The following is a 16,496-nucleotide window of genomic DNA, read 5'->3' as shown; positions in this document are numbered from 1 at the left end:
GCGCTCACCAGCCGAAGGAGCGGTCGACGGCGTCGAGCACCCGGTCGAGGTCGGGCAGGTACTCCTCCTCCACCCGGCTGGCCGGGTAGGGGGTGTCGTAGCCGGTCACCCGCAGCACCGGGGACTCCAGGGAGTAGAAGCACTCCTCGGTGATCCGCGCCGCGATCTCCGAACCCAGGCCCAGGTTGCCGGGGGCCTCGTGGACGACCACGCACCGGCCGGTGCGCCGCACCGACTCGTACACGGCGGTCAGGTCCAGCGGGGAGAGCGTGCGCAGGTCGACGACCTCCAGCTCCCGGCCGTCCTCGGCGGCGGCGGTCGCCGCCTCGATGCAGGTGCGCACCATCGGGCCGTACGCCAGCACGGTGGCGGCGGTGCCCGGCCGCACCACCCGGGCGGAGTGCAGCGGGTACGCCCCGGACAGCGGGGCGTCCAGCTCGACCGGGCCCTTCTCCCAGTAGCGCCGCTTCGGCTCCAGGAAGACGATCGGGTCGTCCGAGGCGATGGCCTGCTGGATCATCACGTACGCGTCCTGCGGGTTGGCGCAGGTCACCACCTTCAGACCGGCGGTGTGCGAGAAGTACGCCTCCGGCGACTCGGAGTGGTGCTCCACCGCGCCGATGCCACCGCCGTAGGGAATCCGGATCACCATCGGGATGGTGACCTTGCCCTGGGAGCGGTAGTGCATCTTGGCCACCTGCGACACGATCTGGTCGTACGCCGGGTAGACGAAGCCGTCGAACTGGATCTCGCAGACCGGCCGGAAGCCCCGGATGGCCAGGCCGACGGCGGTGCCGATGATGCCGGACTCGGCCAACGGGGTGTCGATCACCCGCTGGTCGCCGAAGTCCTTCTGCAACCCGTCGGTGATCCGGAAGACGCCGCCGAGCTTGCCGACGTCCTCGCCCATGATGACGACCTTCGGGTCGTTCTCCAGAGCCCGGCGCAGGCCGGTGTTGAGGGCCTTGCCGAGGGTGAGCGTCTCCGTGGCCATCAGTGCGCGCTCCCCTCGAACGACTCCAGGTACCTGCTGAACTGCGCCCGCTGCGCGTCCACCTCGGGCGACCCGTGCGGGTAGACGTGGTCGAACATCGACACCGGGGCCGGGTCGGGGAGTTCGAGCACCCGTTCGCGCAGGTGCACCGACTCGGCGCGGGCCTGCTCGTCCACCGACGCGAAGAAGTCGGCGTCGGCGATCTGCTGCTTGTCGAGGAACGCCTTCATCCGGGCGATCGGGTCCTTGGCCTGCCAGGCCTCGACCTCGCTGGCGATCCGGTAGCGGGTGGGGTCGTCGGAGGTGGTGTGCGCCCCCATCCGGTAGGTGTACGCCTCGATCAGGCTGGGGCCCTGGCCGAGCCGGGCGTTGTCCAGCGCGTGCCGGGTCACCGCGTACGACGCGAGCACGTCGTTGCCGTCCACCCGGACGCCGGGGAAGCCGAAGCCCCCGGCCCGGCGGTAGAGCGGCACCCGGGTCTGCCGTTCCAGCGGTTCGGAGATGGCGTACTGGTTGTTCTGGCAGAAGAAGACGAGCGGGACGTTGAAGACGCTGGCCCAGACGAACGACTCGTTGACGTCGCCCTGGCTGGTGGCGCCGTCGCCGAAGTAGGCGATCACCGCCTCGCCGTCCTCGGTGCCGGTGCGGCCGTCCATGTGGACGCCCATGGCGTACCCGGTCGCGTGCAGGGTCTGCGCCCCGATGACGATCGTGTACATGTTGAACTTGAACTCGTTCGGGTCCCAGCCGCCCTGGTCGACGCCGCGGAACAGGCCGAGCGGCATGATCGGGTCGATGCCCCGGCAGTAGAGCACGCCGTGTTCCCGGTAGGTCGGGAAGGCCATGTCCTGGCTGCGCAGCGCCCGCCCGGAGCCGACCTGGGCCGCCTCCTGGCCGAGCAGCGAGGCCCAGAGGCCCAGCTCACCCTGCCGCTGCAGTGCGGTCGCCTCGGCGTCGAGCTTGCGGACCAGCACCAGATCGCGGTAGAGGCCGCGGTACTCCTCGTCGGTGAAGTCGACGCGGTACTCGGTGCCGTCCGGGCCGACGGCGCTCTCGATGCGCTCGCCGGTCGGGGTGAGCAGCTGTACGAGTTCCGGCTCGCCGGTCGCGGCGGTTCGCCGGGACCGGGGTGCGGCTCGCCGGCCGCGGCTGGAGACCGCAGGGTCGCCCTTTGCCATCCGTCTCTCCCTGTCGTGTCTGTGCCCGAGCCGGGGGGTCACCCGTCCGCGCACAACGTGCGCCGGCCCGGCTGTTGCCGGACTGGTTCCTGGCGGCCGTGCCTAGCCCCGGTGGGGGTTGCCGCGCGGCCTGAGCCGGATCCATGGGTAGAACCCGGTTCGGGAGCGCCGGCGACCAGCTACGCCTGCCACGGGGTACGCGGAGGTGCGGCTGCGTTGCCGTCGTGCCTGAATGATTGCAGAGGAGGTGAGCGGCCCCACAGTATGGCCCTCCCGCCGGTGGGACGATGTCCGCTTCATGACGCGTGGACTCTTTTGTCGGTATGGCCGAGTGGCCACGACGGACTTTTTGTGTGTCGACACGCTGTGGTGCCTGGTGAACTGGGCGTCACTGGGTCAAGCTGACGTGGTCGATGGGCGTTTAGCGCATAATGTCCGTTCAGGTCCGGGCTGTCCACCGACGATGGTGTCCAGGTCGACGAGGGAGTGGTGCGGTGTCCGAGCATGGTGACGGTCCTCCGGTCCCGCTCCTCGGCCGGCACCGGGCCGGTGGAGGCAGCTACCGGCGGATGATCGGCGTCCACCGGGCCCCCGGCCTCGGTGGGCCACACCGTGGCTACCTGTTCACCGTCGCCCTGCTCGCCGGGGCCGCCTCGATGCCCGTGCTCGCCGCGATCAGCACCGGATCGGCCACCGTGGGCAGCACCGCGCTACCGGACGGCGGCACCCCGTTCCTGCCCACCCCGTCGGTCGGCCCGGTGGTCGTACCGGTGCCCGCCACCGGCCAGCCGGCCCTCCCGCCGACCGTCGCACCGCCGCCGCCCGTTCCGGCTGCCGCCCCGGCCCCGCCCACCGTGGACGCCGGCTCCGCCCACCGTCCCGCTCCGCCACCCGTCACCACGCCCCGACCGATCCGCCGGACGTCCCCGCCGACCGGTCCGTCCCGTCCCGCACCCACCGCCGCACCGAGCGCGGACCCGAGCCCGACCGCCGAGCCGACGGCCACCCTCTCCGAGCCACCGCCGGACCCGTCGCCGACCTCGGCGCCCCCCGACACCCCGCCGTCCGAGCCCACCCCTCCGCCCGAGCCCACCCCGTCGCCTGAGCCCACCCCGTCGTCCGAGCCCACACAGGTGCCCGAGCCCACCCCGACACCGGGCCCCACCGTCACGGTCACCCTGATCCCCACGGCGCGCCCCCGGCCCACCGCGACGGCGATCCCCACCCGCGCGCCCCGCGCCCTGCGCCCGTTGGACGAAGCCCGCCCCGTGCCCCGCGTCGGCCCGGATCCGGCCCGCCCGCCGGCCCGGCCCGCGCCCCCGTCGGCCACTCCGGCCCCCGCGCCGCTGGCACCCGCCGTGCCCGCGCCGACCGGCCACGACACCACCGGTCCCGACGGTACGGTGACGGTCGACGCCGCAGGCTGAGTCGCAGCGTCGTCGCGTGAGGGCGGGACGGGCCACCATGATCAGATTGTGATTTCGCGTACTCGTATCGGCGTGTCGTCTGCAGAATCGCAATCTGATCTTGAGGCCACTCTGAGCCGCGCGGTTCGGATGCCGACGGCCGACCCGTCGACCACCACGGCGTGCCGGGTCAGGCGGAAGGGATTGGGGGCGGAACGCTGAGCACGCGCGACGAGGGCGGCGACCGGCCGGCGACGACCCCCGGACGTACCCCGGTCGACGGCGACCCGGCTGTCCCTGCTCCGGCCGGACCGGCTCCGGCCGGACCCGCTCCAGCCGGGGGCCTCCCGGTTGCCGCCGAGCGGACCGCATCCGCCCCGGTGGAGGCCGAGCCGGTCGTGCCGGCAGGGGCGGTGACCCGGGCGGCCCGGGTGGTGACCGAGTTGACCGCGCCGGCCGTGCTGGTCAGCGGGCTGACCGTGCTGATCGGCTGGCACAGTGCCGGTGGGGCGCGTGGGCTGGCCTGGGGGCTGCTCGCCACGGTCTTCGCCGCCGGCGTCCCGTTCGCCTACATCATGGGTGGGGTGCGGCGGGGCCGACTCACCGACCATCACATCGGACGCCGCGAGCAGCGCCGGGTACCGCTGCTGCTCGGGCTCGCCTCGGCCGCCGCCGGGCTGGCGCTGCTCGCGGCGCTCGATGCGCCGCGGTCGGTGCTGGCCCTGGTCGCCGCCGGGGTGGTCGGTCTGGTGGTGGCGGTGTCGGTGAGCCACTGGTGGAAGATGTCGATCCACTCGGCGGTGGCCGCCGGCACGCTCGTGGTGCTGCTGCTCACCTTCGGTCCCCGGTTGCTGCCGGCCGTGCCGCTGCTCGGTCTGGTCGGCTGGTCCCGGGTGCGGCTGCGTGACCACACCGTCGCCCAGGTCGTGGTGGGTGCGCTGGTGGGCGGCCTGGTGGCCGGGGTGGTCTACGGCCCGCTCTTCTGAGGCTCCCACCCCGAACCGGGTGACCGGCCGGGTCGGTCGGGCGGGCGGTGGCGCGGCCGGGGTTCGCGGGAGGCGGCTCAGGGCTCAGGGCTCAGGGCTCAGGGCGGAGCATGGGTGGGTGGAGCCGGGTGGCCGGGCCCCGGCGGAACAGTTGGGCGGGTCGCCCCCGGTCGCCCTCGGTGGCCCGGCCCGCAGGGCTGACGAATCCGGGGGTTCCGGTGACCTTGCGGTGGAAGTTGCGCGGGTCCAGCCGGGTGCCCCAGACCGTCTCGTAGACGGCCCGCAGTTGGGCCACGGTGAACTCGGGCGGGCAGAAGGCGCTGGCCAGCGGGGTGTACTCCAACTTGGCGCGGGCCCGTTCCAGACCGTCGGCGACGATCCGGTCGTGGTCGAAGGCGAGCTCACCGGGGGTGAGCCGGGCGACCGGCGCCCAGTCGGCCGAGGCGGCGTCCGAGCCGGCCACCGGGGTCGGCAGGTCGGGTAGCAGGGCCAACCAGGCCACGGTGACCACCCGTCCGCGCGGATCGCGCCCGGGTCGGCCGTACGTGCCGAGTTGTTCCAGGTGGCCCGCCGGTTCGGGCAGCCCGGTCTCCTCGGTCAACTCCCGGACAGCGGCGTCGGGCAGGTCCTCGTCGATGCCGACGAAGCCACCGGGCAGCGCCCACCGACCCTCGTCCGGCGGGACGCCCCGGCGGACCAGCAGCAGGTGCAGCTCGTCGGCGCGGACGGTGAGCACCACCAGGTCCACCGTCACGGCGAAGGGCGGGTAGTCGGTCATCGCTTTATCACCACCTTGACGATAAGTTACCAGATCGTTTATCGTCATGTAGACGAAAAAGGGGAGGATGCGAGACATGGCCGACGTGACGAGACGACTCTTCCTGCGCCACCTGCGCGGGACACCCACCAACTGGGTACGGCTGCACGTCGACGGACGGGTCCGCCGGGAGGGGACCGGCCAGTCGTTCTGGTACCGGCCGCTGACCGCCGTGCTGAGCGAGGTGCCGGTGGACGACCGGGAACTGCCCCTGCTCTTCCACGCCCGGACCGGTGACTTCGCCGACATCACCGTCCAGGCCACCGTGACCTACCGGGTGGCCGACCCGGCGCTGGCCGCCGCCCGGCTCGACTTCTCGATCGACCCGCGCACCGGCCGGTCCCGGTCCCGCCCGCTCGACCAGGTGGCCACGCTCCTGGCCGAGCTGGCCCAACAACCCGCCCTCGACCTGCTCGCCCGGGTGCCGCTGGCCGAGGCGCTGACCACCGTCGCACCGGTCCGCGAGGCGGTCTCCGCCGCCCTCGGTGCCGAACCCCGGCTCGCCGACATCGGTGTGGCAGTGGTCAGCGCCCGGGTGGTCGCCGTCCGGCCCGAACCCGAGCTGGAACGCGCCCTGCAGACCCCCACCCGGGAGGCCGTGCAGGTGCAGGCCGACCGGGCCACCTACGCCCGCCGGGCGCAGGCCGTCGAGCAGGAACGCGGGATCGCCGAGAACGAGCTCCAGAACAAGATCGAGCTGGCCCGGCGGGAGCAGCAGCTCGTCGAGCAGCACGGGGCGAACACCCGCCGCCGGGCCGAGCTCGACGCCGCCGCCGAGCTGGCCACCGCCCACGGCAAGGCGGAACGGGAGCAGGTCGCCAACGCCGCCGCCGCCGGACGCGCCCGGGTGCTGGCCACCGCCGAGGCGGAGAAGGACCGGCTGCTCGCCGGCGGTGCCGCCGACCGGGAACGGGTGCTCGCCCTGGCCAAGGCCGAGACGGTACGCGCCGTCGGCGCCGCCGAGGCCGAGGCGGAGGCGGCGAAGCTGGCCGCGTACGCCGAACTGCCGCCGGCGGTGCTGCAAGCCCTCACCGTCCGCGAACTCGCCGGTCAGCTCCCGCAGATCGGCCAGCTCACCGTCACCCCGGACCTGCTGGCCGACCTGCTCGGCCGGCTCACCGGGCCGGTCGGGGCGGTCGAGCGGCTCACCGGGCGAGCCGGGGCGGTCGAGCGGTGAGCGGCACGCTGGCCCCCCGGGTGGTGGTGGTCCGCCGCCCCAGCGAGTTGGACGAACTGCTCGCCCGGCACGGCACCCGGGCGGCCGCCCAGTGGTACCTGCGCGCCCGGGGCCGGGACCTGGCCGAGGTGATCGACCGGCACGAGGCCCTCCAGGCGGCGCTGACCGCAGTCGGGGCCGCCGTCCCCGCCGACTGGCGGCGCGGCACGGTGGACCGGGACGACCTGCCCCGGTTCCTGTTCGGTCCGGAGGACGTGATCGTCGCCGTCGGCCCGGACGGCCTGGTCGCCAACGTGGCGAAGTACCTCACCGGGCAGCCCGTCGTCGGCGTCGACCCGGAGCCGGGCCGCAACGCCGGGGTGCTGGTCCGGTGCACAGGCGACCAGGTGGCCGCGCTGCTGCCGGCGGTGGTCGCCGGGGCCGCGCCGCTGCGCCACCGGGCGATGGTCCGGGCCACCCTCGACGACGGCCAGGAGCTGGTCGGCCTCAACGAGGTGTACGTCGGGCACGCCTCCCACCAGTCGGCCCGCTACCTGCTCGACGTCACCGCGGACGACTGCCCCCGCCGGGAACGGCAGTCCTCCTCCGGGGTGGTCGTCGGCACCGGCACCGGGGCGACCGGCTGGTGTGCCTCGATCGCCCGGGACCGGCCGACCGCCGCCCCACCGCCCGCCCCGCAGGAACCGGCCCTGTGCTGGTACGTGCGGGAGGCGTGGCCCTCCCCCGTCACCGGGGTCGACCTGGTCGCCGGCCGCCTCGACGGCACCGACGCGCTGGAGCTGACCGCCGAGTCCGACGGCCTGGTGGCCTTCGCCGACGGGTTGGAGGCGGATCGGCTGGCGCTGCGCTGGGGCCAGCGGATCCGCCTCGACGTCGCCCCCGGCCGACTGGCCCTGGTCGAGCCGTAGACCGTCAGGCGCTCAGGGGGTGTCGTCGCCGAGACGCTGCCGGTTGGCCTCGATCCAGGCGTCCAGGGCGACCGGGTCGTCCGGGTCGACGCCGTCGGCCATCAACTGGGCCACCGCCGCCGTCGCCGGGCTGCGTCGCTCGCCTGTCGAGTAGAGCCGGGCGAACTCCGGCACCAGCTCCTCGATCGCCTCGTCGGTCTGGGTGGCGGCCCGTTCGGGCAGCCCCCGCCGCCGGGCCGCGAACGCCGCCCAGGCACGCAGCACCCGGGGCAGCAGCGCCGCGTCGTCCATGTCCAGCACGGCCCGCCGGTGCACCCAGTCGAGCAGGAACAACCCGGCCACGGCCGGACTCCACCGCAGCGGGTCGGCATCCGGGAAGCTCGCCGAGTGGTCGAAGAGCAGACCCAGGCAGAAGTGCAACGAGGCCAGCTCGGCGTCGCTGTCGAGGGTGTTCAGTCCGTACCGGGCCGCCTCGGGGGAGGCGAGGAAGGCCCGTACCAGCGCGGTGCGCTCGTCGGCGTCGAGCGGCTCCGCGACACCCTCGGTGGTGTCGGCGTCCGTCCCGGGCAGCACCGCCAACCGCGCCCCGACCAGCGCCCGGTCGGTGGCGAGCGAACCCTCGGCGGGCAGGTCACCGAGGTCGTCGGTGATCGCCAGGTGGCGGCGCACCTCGCCGTGCATCCGGGCCGGGTCCTCCTCCCGGAACCAGGTCAGGTCGTCGTCGGCGCACATCTGCCGGACCTGGTCCAGGATCCGTTCGGCCGGCCCACCGACGAAGACGTCCTTGGTGATGCCGATGTTGTGGTCGACAAGCGCCACCAGGGCGTGCTCCGGGCCGCCCAGCTCGTCGTCGTAGGCGAAGGTGGCCAGGTAGGAGGTCTGGTCGCCGAACACGTCGCCGTACGACCAGGTGCCGGTGAGGCGGACCCGGCCGAGCTGACCGGCCCAGGCCGGCGCCTGCGCACCGGGGCGGACCTTCGCCGCGCCCTCGGCATCGGGCACCAGAGCGGCGAAGACCTGGCGGATGGTGGTGGCGGCGGCCGTGCGGCGACGGGAGGTGGCGGCGAGGAAACCGGAGACGAAGTCCCGGACCGCCGTCTCCCGGTCGGTCTCGGCGATCGCGTAGACGCTGCCCAGCAGCGCCGTGCCGAGCATCTCGGCGTCGAGCGCGCAGTCCAGCCTGGTCACGTCGCGGGCCGCGGAGAGCACCGCGTCGTAGGGGGTCTGTGGCGTGGCCATGGCACGACCCTACGCCGCCGCGCCGCCCCGGACACCCGTGCCGACGGCGGCGTTCACCGGCGGGTGGCCGGGCGTTCGTCGACGGGTGGCGTTCGGCCGCCCGCGCCCGGTCGGGTGCCGGTCAGCGGGCGGCGTCCTGCCAGGCCTGACGGGCGAGGGCGTACCGGTCGATGATGACCCGGACGGGGATGAGGACGTACTCCGCGCCGATCCGGGCGACCGCTTCGGTCAGCCGCTGTTCGGCCCGCTGCCGGGCCCGCCGGGCCGCCCAGCGGACCACCGGCCGGGTCACCGCCGCCACCAACAAACCGGCGAGCAGACCACCGAGCAGGAGTACGGTCGGCAGCGGCGCCTCGCCCACCCGTGGGTAATCCAGCGCCGGCAGCCCGAGGGCACGCAGCGCGTAGCCGAGCACCAGCCAGCCCAGCCCGGCCACGGCGGCGAGGGTGACCAGCCACTGGAGGGCACCCACCAGCCGCCACCAGGCGGGCCGGCGGTCCATCCCCAGGTCGGTGCCGGCGACCGCCCCGTCCAACGCGTCCGGCAGGTCGGCCAGCCGGGACCGGGCGGCGGCGGTCACCGCGGCCGGCCAGGGTGCCGGCAGCTCCCCGCCGGACCTGTCGCCGACCGCGCGGATGGCCAACCCGAGGGCGGACTGTTGGGCGGCCGTCGGTTCGGGTACCGAGGTCGCCCCGAGCAGTGGCTGCTCCGGCTGCTGCGGGTCGGTGGACGGGCCGGGCAGGTGCAGCCGGCGCAGCGGGTCCGGGCGCAGCCTGCGCCAACCGCGTACCAGCGGCCAGCCGGTGGTCCCGCCGGCCCGGTGCCGGTACGCCCCCTCGACCGCGCCCGCCACCGCCGGCACCCCGGCCGCCTCGGCCAGCGCCCGGTCCAGGGCGCGGACCGTTCCGGCGTCCGGGACGTGCCCCGGAGCTTCGACGGCGACCAGTTCGCCAAGCGCGGTCGCCACCGTGTCGGCGTCGCCGGAGAGCCGGCGCAGCGCGGCCTGCCGATCCGAGACCGCCCGTTCCAGCGCCTCCCGCAGCCCGGTCATCCCGCCCGGCTCGACCGCGGTGGTGGCCAGCAGCGGCACCCCGTCGAGCCCGTCGACGTCGAGCAGCCGGCGCAGGTCGGCGAGGACCCGGGGTAACTCGGCCGGGGGCAACCGGTCGGCCTGGTTGAGCACCACCACCGTCACCTCCCGGTGCCTGTGGAACTCGCGCAGGTAGCTGGTGTGGATCACCCGGTCGGCGTACTTCTGCGGGTCGACCACCCAGACCACCAGGTCGACCAGGCCGAGCAGCCGGTCCACCTCCAGCCGGTGGGACCGCTGCACCGAGTCGAAGTCGGGCAGGTCGAGCAGGATCAACCCGTGCAGGGCGGACTCGTCGTCGCCGTCCAGCGCGCTCTCCCTGACGAACCGGTGCCGGGGCAGCACGCCGACCCAGTCGAGCAGTTGGTTGCCGCCGTCCAACGGCCCCCAGACGCAGGCGTGCGCGACACCGGTGGTGGGCCGGCGCACCCCGACCGGGGAGAGATCCAGCTGGGCCAGGGAGTTGAACAGGCTGGACTTGCCGCTGCCGGTGGCACCGGCCAACGCCACCACGGTGTGGTCCCGGGACAGTGACAACCGGGTGCCGGCCCGCTCGACCAGGGTGTTCGCGCCGACCAACTGGGCGTCGGGCACCTCGCCGTCGACCGCGTCGAGGAACCGGCGGACCGCGTCGAGGCGGGCCACCAGGGTATCGGCGTCGACCCGCTGGTCACCCCGGAGCGCCTCGCGCATCCGGCCGACGATGTTGGTCACCGGGTGCCCTCCTCGGAGGTCGGGGTGGGGGTCGGCAGGGCCTGGCCGACCCGGTCGGCGAGGCCGCTGCGGTGCCGGGCCACCTCGACCCGGCCGGCGGCCCGACGCAGCCCGGCGGCGGCCTCCGCACCGCACCGGGCCGCGTCGGTGCGGGACAGGTAGCGGGCCGCCTCCTCGTCCAGCAGCGTGCGGACCCGGTCCAGCAGGTCACCCCGGGCCTTCGCGGCGAGGGTACGCACCGCCTGGTCGCCGAAGATCGCCTGGAGTACGGCCTGCGCGGCGACTGTGGTGCCCGCCCCGGTGGCGACCTCCAGGCCGGTCGGGATGAAGGCGGTGGAGGCGAAGACGGCGATCATCACGGCCAGCCCGGTGGCGTTGACCGCGTACGCGGCCGTCCGGGCCACGAACCGCCGGTCGCCGCCCTCCTCCCGGACCAGCTCCAGCACCGCCCGCTGCCAGTCCCGGACCAGTCGCTCGGCCCGTTCGGGCAGCTCGGCCGAGGCGTGCGCCAGCGGCGGTTCGAGCAGCGCGGCCCCGGCCGGGTGCGCCTTCCAGGCGGTGTACGTGTGCTCCGCCGCCTCGGAGGAGACTCCGCGCAGCAGGGTGACCAGCTGCGACTCGATGGCGTTGCGCAGCTCGGTGGCGGGGGTGGCGGGCCGACCGGTGACCGCGGCGACGAGCCGGTCGCGCAGCCGGCCGATCCGGGCCTCCAGCGTCCGGAAGAACTCCCCGGTGCCGACGAACTCCTGCCAGCGGGCGAGCACCTCACCGCGCAGCAGCCGGCCGTCCTTCAGCCCCTCGGCCACGGTGCGGTGCGCGCCCTTGTAGGCGGCCCGGACCCGGTCGTCAAGCGCGTCGGCGGCGGCGACCTGTTCGTCGGCCGCGTCGGCGAGCGCCTCCACGGTCGGGTGCAGCGAGGCGAGTGCGCCGTCCAGGGTCTGCCGGACCACGGCGGCGCGGGCCTCGGCGTCGGCGGCGAGCCGGGCGAACCAGCTGCCCAGTGGTGCGGTGACCCGGTCGGGGAGCAGACCCTGACCGTCGACCCAGGTCTCCGGCAGGACGAACAGCGGTGCCGCGCCGAGCTCCTGGGCGGCGAGCATCTCGGACAGGTGGGCGGCGATCTCGTCGGCGGCCTCGGGCGGCACCCGGTCGAGCACCATGGCGATCGCGGCCCCCCGGGAGCGGGCGGTGCGCAGCAGCTCCCACGGGACGGCGTCGGCGTACCGGGCGGCGGTGGTGACGAAGAGCCAGAGGTCGGCGGCGGCGAGCAGTTGGCCGGCGAGGGCCCGGTTGGCGTCGACCACCGAGTCGATGTCGGGGGCGTCGAGGAAGGCCAGCCCGGGTGGGAGCGCGGGCGCGGTGACCAGGTGCAGGGTGCCCGGGTCCTCGCTGGGCTCGTTGGTGCGGGTCAGACCGGGCAGCAGCTCACCCTGGCGGAACCAGGCGGAGTCGGCCGGGTTGCAGACCAGCACCGGGGACCGGGTGGTGGGGCGGAGCACGCCGGCGGCGCTCACCCGGGCCTGGACGAGGCTGTTGACCAGGGTCGACTTGCCCGCGCCGGTGGAGCCGCCGACGACCACGAGCAGTGGGGCGTCGAGCCGGGCCAGCCGGGGCAGCAGGTAGTCGTCGAGCTGGTCGGTCAGCGCCCGGCCGGTGTGCCGGGCCGGCTCGGCCGAGGGCAGCGCCAACGGGAACCGGGTCGCGCCGATCGCGGCCCGCAGGCCGGTGAGGGCGGCGGGCAGGCCGTCTCCGGTGGTGCCGGGCGGCGTCTCGTCGGTCTCCGACGGCCCGGTGCGGGCGGCGACGGTGGGCGCGCCGGACCGGGTGGCGGGATCGCCGTGCGTCGTCACCGCTAAAGCGTGCCCGACCGATGCAACAGAGACAACCGGAGGGTAGTAACGGTCAGGTTGCGTCGGGTCGGCTCAACTCGACTTGCGCTTTGGCGATCGCGTGGCACTATTGAGTCAAGTTCACTCAACTTGTGGTGTGGTCGCTACGGGCGGCCCCCCGGGCAGGCCCTCTGACCTGCCCACCCGTAACGAACGAAGCGAGGAAGCGAAGATGGCACGTGCGGTCGGTATCGACCTCGGCACGACGAACTCCTGCGTCAGCGTTCTGGAGGGCGGTGAGCCCACCGTCATCGCCAACGCTGAGGGCTCGCGGACGACCCCGTCGATCGTCGCGTTCGCCCGCAACGGCGAGGTGCTCGTCGGTGAGGTCGCCAAGCGCCAGGCGGTGACCAACCCGGACCGGACCATCCGCTCGGTCAAGCGGGAGATCGGCACCAACTGGACCGTCGACATCGACGGCAAGAAGTACACCCCGCAGGAGATCTCGGCGCGCACGCTGATGAAGCTCAAGCGGGACGCCGAGGCCTACCTGGGCGAGCAGATCACCGACGCGGTGATCACCGTCCCCGCCTACTTCAACGACGGGCAGCGCCAGTCCACCAAGGAGGCCGGTGAGATCGCCGGCTTCAACGTGCTGCGGATCGTCAACGAGCCGACGGCGGCGGCCCTGGCGTACGGGCTGGACAAGGGCTCCAAGGAGCAGACCGTCCTGGTCTTCGACCTGGGCGGCGGCACCTTCGACGTGTCCCTGCTGGAGCTGGCCGAGGGCGTCGTCGAGGTCAAGTCGACGAGCGGTGACAACCAGCTCGGCGGCGACGACTGGGACCAGCGGATCATCGACCACCTGGTGAAGACGTTCCGGGGCGAGCACGGCATCGACCTGGGCCAGGACAAGATGGCCCTCCAGCGGCTCCGCGAGGCGGCCGAGAAGGCCAAGATCGAGCTGTCCGCGGCCACCACCACCAACATCAACCTGCCGTACATCACCGCCGGCTCGGCCGGCCCGCTGCACCTGGACGTGACGCTCAGCCGCGCCGAGTTCCAGCGGATGACGCAGGACCTGCTGGACCGCTGCAAGGGCCCGTTCGAGCAGGCCGTGAAGGACGCCGGCATCAAGATCGCCGACGTCGACCACGTGATCCTGGTCGGCGGCTCCACCCGGATGCCGGCCGTGACCGACCTGGTCAAGCAGCTCACCGGCCGCGACCCCAACAAGGGCGTCAACCCGGACGAGGTCGTCGCCGTCGGCGCGGCCCTCCAGGCCGGCGTGCTCAAGGGCGAGGTCAAGGACGTCCTGCTGCTCGACGTGACCCCGCTGAGCCTGGGCATCGAGACCAAGGGCGGCATCTTCACCAAGCTCATCGAGCGCAACACCACCATCCCGACCAAGCGCTCCGAGGTCTTCACCACGGCCGACGACAACCAGCCGTCGGTGCTGATCCAGGTGTTCCAGGGTGAGCGCGAGATCGCGGCGTACAACAAGAAGCTCGGCACCTTCGAGCTGACCGGCCTCCCGCCGGCACCGCGCGGCGTGCCGCAGGTCGAGGTCACCTTCGACATCGACGCCAACGGCATCGTCAACGTGCACGCCAAGGACCTGGGCACCGGCAAGGAACAGAAGATGACGATCACCGGCGGCTCCTCGCTGCCGAAGGACGACATCGAGCGGATGCGCCGGGACGCCGAGGAGCACGCCGACGACGACAAGCGTCGCCGGGAGGAGGCCGAGACCCGCAACGTGGCCGAGGCGCTCCAGTGGCAGACCGAGAAGTTCCTGGCCGAGAGCGGCGACAAGCTGCCCACCGAGAACCGGGAGCAGCTCAACGAGGCGCTCGGTGAACTGCGCGGCGCGCTCGGCGGCCAGGACATCGAGAAGATCAAGGCGGCCCACGAGCGGCTCGCCCAGGTCTCCCAGCAGGCCGGTTCGCTGCTCTACTCGCAGCAGGCCGAGCAGGGGGAGCAGCCGGGTGCTGCCGGTCCGGGCACCGGTGCCGGCGCGGGTGCCGGTGCGGCCGGTGGCCCGAAGGCCGGCGGTGCCGACGACGTGGTCGACGCGGAGATCGTGGACGAGGACAAGAAGTGACCGTCCGCACCGGCACCGCACAGGGAACGAGGTAGTCGTATGACGGAGAAGCCACGAGCCGCCGACCCGGACGCCTCCGGGTCGACGCCGGGTGGCTCCGCGCCCGCCGACGACGGGCCGCGGGTCGTCATCCGGAACAACCGCAAGCTCGGCCGGACCGAGGAGACGCCCGCCGCCGCCGACGCCGGGGCGGACGCCCCGACCGAGGGGCTGGTCGAGGATGCCGAGGTGGTGGTCGACGAGATCGAGATCGAGGCGACCACGCTCGACGGCCCGGCACCGACCGGTCCGCCGGTGGTGGACGCCCCCGCGCAGCCGGTCGACGGCAGCCCGACGGGCTCCCCGCTCGGTGCCGAACTGGAAGCCCTCCGGGCCGAGTTGGACGAGCGGACCCGCGACCTGCAACGGGTGTCGGCGGAGTACGCCAACTACCGCAAGCGGGTGGACCGGGACAGGGGTGTGGTCCAGGAGCAGGCGACCGGCTCGGTGCTCGCCGCGCTGCTGCCGATCCTGGACGACCTGGACCGGGCCCGGGAACACGGTGACCTGGTCGGTCCGTTCGGCACGGTGGCCGAGCAGCTCACCACGGCGTTGGGCAAGTTCGGCCTGACGCCCTTCGGCGAGCAGGGTGACCCGTTCGACCCGACCCGGCACGAGGCGGTCGCGCACCAGACCTCACCGGACGTCGACGAGCCCACCTGCGTGCAGGTGATGCGCCGGGGGTACCTGCTCGGCGAGCGGTTGCTGCGGCCGGCCATGGTCGCGGTCGCCGACCCGGAATAGTGCACGGCCATCCGGTCGCCCCGCCCGCCCTCACCCGGCGGGCGGGGCGACCGGGCCACATCTCACGGAAGGGGGTGGACCGGTGAGTTCCAAGGACTGGATCGAGAAGGACTTCTACGCCACGTTGGGCGTGGAGAAGTCCGCCTCCTCGGACGAGATCAAGAAGTCGTACCGGAAGTTGGCCCGGGAGTCGCACCCGGACCACAACCCCGGTGACCCGTCGGCCGAGGAGCGGTTCAAGGGCGTCTCCGAGGCGTACGCGGTGCTCGGCGACGATGCCAAGCGCCGCGAGTACGACGAGATGCGCTCGCTGTTCGGCTCGGGCGCTTTCCGCCGGGGCGCACGCGGCCCGGATCAGCCCGGTGGTGCCCCGTTCGACGTCTCCGACCTGTTCGGCGGCGGCGGTGGTGGGGACACCCGGTTCGGTGGCGGCGGCTTCACCGACCTGTTCAGCTCGATCTTCTCCGGCGGTGCCGGTGGGCCCGGTCCGACGCGGGCGCGTGGCCCGGCCCGGGGTCGGGACGTGGAGGCCGAGGTCGCCCTCGACTTCGGCGACGCGGTCCGGGGCGTCACCCTGCCGTTGACGCTGCGGGCGCCCGGCGTCTGCGACACCTGCCACGGCAACGGCGCGAAGCCGGGCACCCAGCCGACCACCTGCCCGGTCTGCCACGGTGCCGGGGTGACCACCCGTGACCAGGGGTCGTTCAGCTTCTCCGAGCCGTGCCGCAACTGCCAGGGCGTCGGGACGGTCGTCGAGGAGAAGTGCCCCGAGTGCCACGGCACCGGCGGAGTCACCAAGGCCCGCACGCTGAACGTCCGCTTTCCCGCCGGGGTCGCCGACGGTCAGCGGATCCGGCTGGCCGGGCGGGGCGAACCGGGCCAGCGCGGTGGGCCGGCGGGCGATCTGTTCGTCCAGGTGAAGGTCCGCCCGGACGACCTGTTCGGGCGTACCGGTGACGACCTGACGCTGGCCGTACCGATCACCTTCACCGAGGCGGTGCTCGGCACCGATCTGCGGGTGCCCACGCTGGACGGCGCGGTGACCCTGCGCGTCCCGCCGGGAACCCCGTCCGGTCGGGTGCTGCGGGCCCGGGGCAAGGGTGTGGTGCGACGGGACGGGCAGGCCGGTGACCTGCTGGTCACGCTGGACGTGGTGGTGCCGGCGACGGTGTCGGACGAGGCCCGGGCGGCGCTGGAGTCGTTCGCCGGGTCGACGCCGCCGGCGGCCCGGGAACATCTCGACGCGCGGGTGCGTCGGGCCGGTTGACCGG

Annotated in this window: 13 protein-coding genes; 7 read left to right on the top strand and 6 right to left on the bottom strand. The window is 73.9% G+C overall.

Translation table 11 applies throughout. The features are described 5' to 3' along the window. Window positions 1-4: 4 nt before the first annotated feature. Both OHQ87_RS24425 and pdhA read right to left on the bottom strand, forming a co-directional pair. On the bottom strand, window positions 5-994 hold the full coding sequence (locus OHQ87_RS24425) for an alpha-ketoacid dehydrogenase subunit beta (protein ID WP_328341516.1): 990 nt from the start codon (window positions 992-994) through the stop codon (window positions 5-7). Next, on the bottom strand, window positions 994-2,172 hold the full coding sequence (gene pdhA, locus OHQ87_RS24420; RefSeq protein ID WP_328341514.1) for a pyruvate dehydrogenase (acetyl-transferring) E1 component subunit alpha: 1,179 nt from the start codon (window positions 2,170-2,172) through the stop codon (window positions 994-996). Before pdhA ends, OHQ87_RS24425 begins: the two co-directional genes overlap by 1 nt. Window positions 2,173-2,666: 494 nt before the next feature. Between pdhA and OHQ87_RS24415 the strand changes: the two genes are divergently transcribed. Continuing rightward, window positions 2,667-3,599 carry a hypothetical protein gene (locus OHQ87_RS24415; protein ID WP_328341512.1) on the top strand — a complete coding sequence of 311 codons (933 nt, stop codon included), beginning with the start codon at window positions 2,667-2,669 and terminating at the stop codon, window positions 3,597-3,599. 359 nt (window positions 3,600-3,958) lie between these two features. After that, on the top strand, window positions 3,959-4,564 hold the full coding sequence (locus OHQ87_RS24410; RefSeq protein ID WP_328341510.1) for a phosphatase PAP2 family protein: 606 nt from the start codon (window positions 3,959-3,961) through the stop codon (window positions 4,562-4,564). A 91-nt stretch (window positions 4,565-4,655) separates the two neighbouring features. Here OHQ87_RS24410 and OHQ87_RS24405 read toward each other — a convergent pair whose 3' ends face one another. Continuing rightward, complete coding sequence (locus tag OHQ87_RS24405) at window positions 4,656-5,342, bottom strand: NUDIX hydrolase (RefSeq protein WP_328341508.1); 687 nt, start codon at window positions 5,340-5,342, stop codon at window positions 4,656-4,658. Between the two features lie 76 nt (window positions 5,343-5,418). On the opposite strand from OHQ87_RS24405, the gene OHQ87_RS24400 reads away from it, so the two are divergent. Beyond that, a complete protein-coding gene (locus OHQ87_RS24400) occupies window positions 5,419-6,558 on the top strand; it encodes an SPFH domain-containing protein (RefSeq protein ID WP_328341506.1) in 1,140 nt (379 codons plus the stop codon). Continuing rightward, window positions 6,555-7,466 carry a hypothetical protein gene (locus tag OHQ87_RS24395; protein WP_328341504.1) on the top strand — a complete coding sequence of 304 codons (912 nt, stop codon included), beginning with the start codon at window positions 6,555-6,557 and terminating at the stop codon, window positions 7,464-7,466. The genes OHQ87_RS24400 and OHQ87_RS24395 overlap by 4 nt, the downstream gene beginning before the upstream one ends. 12 nt (window positions 7,467-7,478) lie before the next feature. Here the strand turns inward: OHQ87_RS24395 and OHQ87_RS24390 are convergent, their stop codons facing one another. The 3 genes from OHQ87_RS24390 to OHQ87_RS24380 form a co-directional block, all read right to left on the bottom strand. Beyond that, complete coding sequence (locus OHQ87_RS24390) at window positions 7,479-8,705, bottom strand: hypothetical protein (protein WP_328341503.1); 1,227 nt, start codon at window positions 8,703-8,705, stop codon at window positions 7,479-7,481. A gap of 121 nt (window positions 8,706-8,826) precedes the next feature. Next, window positions 8,827-10,488, bottom strand: coding sequence for a GTPase (locus OHQ87_RS24385; RefSeq protein WP_328348980.1), 1,662 nt, complete (start codon window positions 10,486-10,488; stop codon window positions 8,827-8,829). 17 nt (window positions 10,489-10,505) lie between these two features. Beyond that, a complete protein-coding gene (locus OHQ87_RS24380) occupies window positions 10,506-12,359 on the bottom strand; it encodes an ABC transporter (protein ID WP_328341501.1) in 1,854 nt (617 codons plus the stop codon). Window positions 12,360-12,570: 211 nt separating this feature from the next. Between OHQ87_RS24380 and dnaK the strand changes: the two genes are divergently transcribed. From dnaK to dnaJ, 3 genes are all read left to right on the top strand, one after another. Next, complete coding sequence (gene dnaK / locus OHQ87_RS24375) at window positions 12,571-14,442, top strand: molecular chaperone DnaK (protein ID WP_328341499.1); 1,872 nt, start codon at window positions 12,571-12,573, stop codon at window positions 14,440-14,442. A 39-nt stretch (window positions 14,443-14,481) separates the two neighbouring features. Further along, window positions 14,482-15,225, top strand: coding sequence for a nucleotide exchange factor GrpE (gene grpE, locus OHQ87_RS24370; RefSeq protein ID WP_328341497.1), 744 nt, complete (start codon window positions 14,482-14,484; stop codon window positions 15,223-15,225). An 82-nt stretch (window positions 15,226-15,307) separates the two neighbouring features. Next, a complete protein-coding gene (dnaJ, locus tag OHQ87_RS24365; protein WP_328341495.1) occupies window positions 15,308-16,492 on the top strand; it encodes a molecular chaperone DnaJ in 1,185 nt (394 codons plus the stop codon). Window positions 16,493-16,496 lie beyond the last annotated feature (4 nt).

The sequence above is a fragment of the Micromonospora sp. NBC_00421 genome, from assembly GCF_036017915.1.
GTDB lineage: Bacteria > Actinomycetota > Actinomycetes > Mycobacteriales > Micromonosporaceae > Micromonospora.
This window is presented reverse-complemented; position numbering and strand designations above follow the sequence as displayed.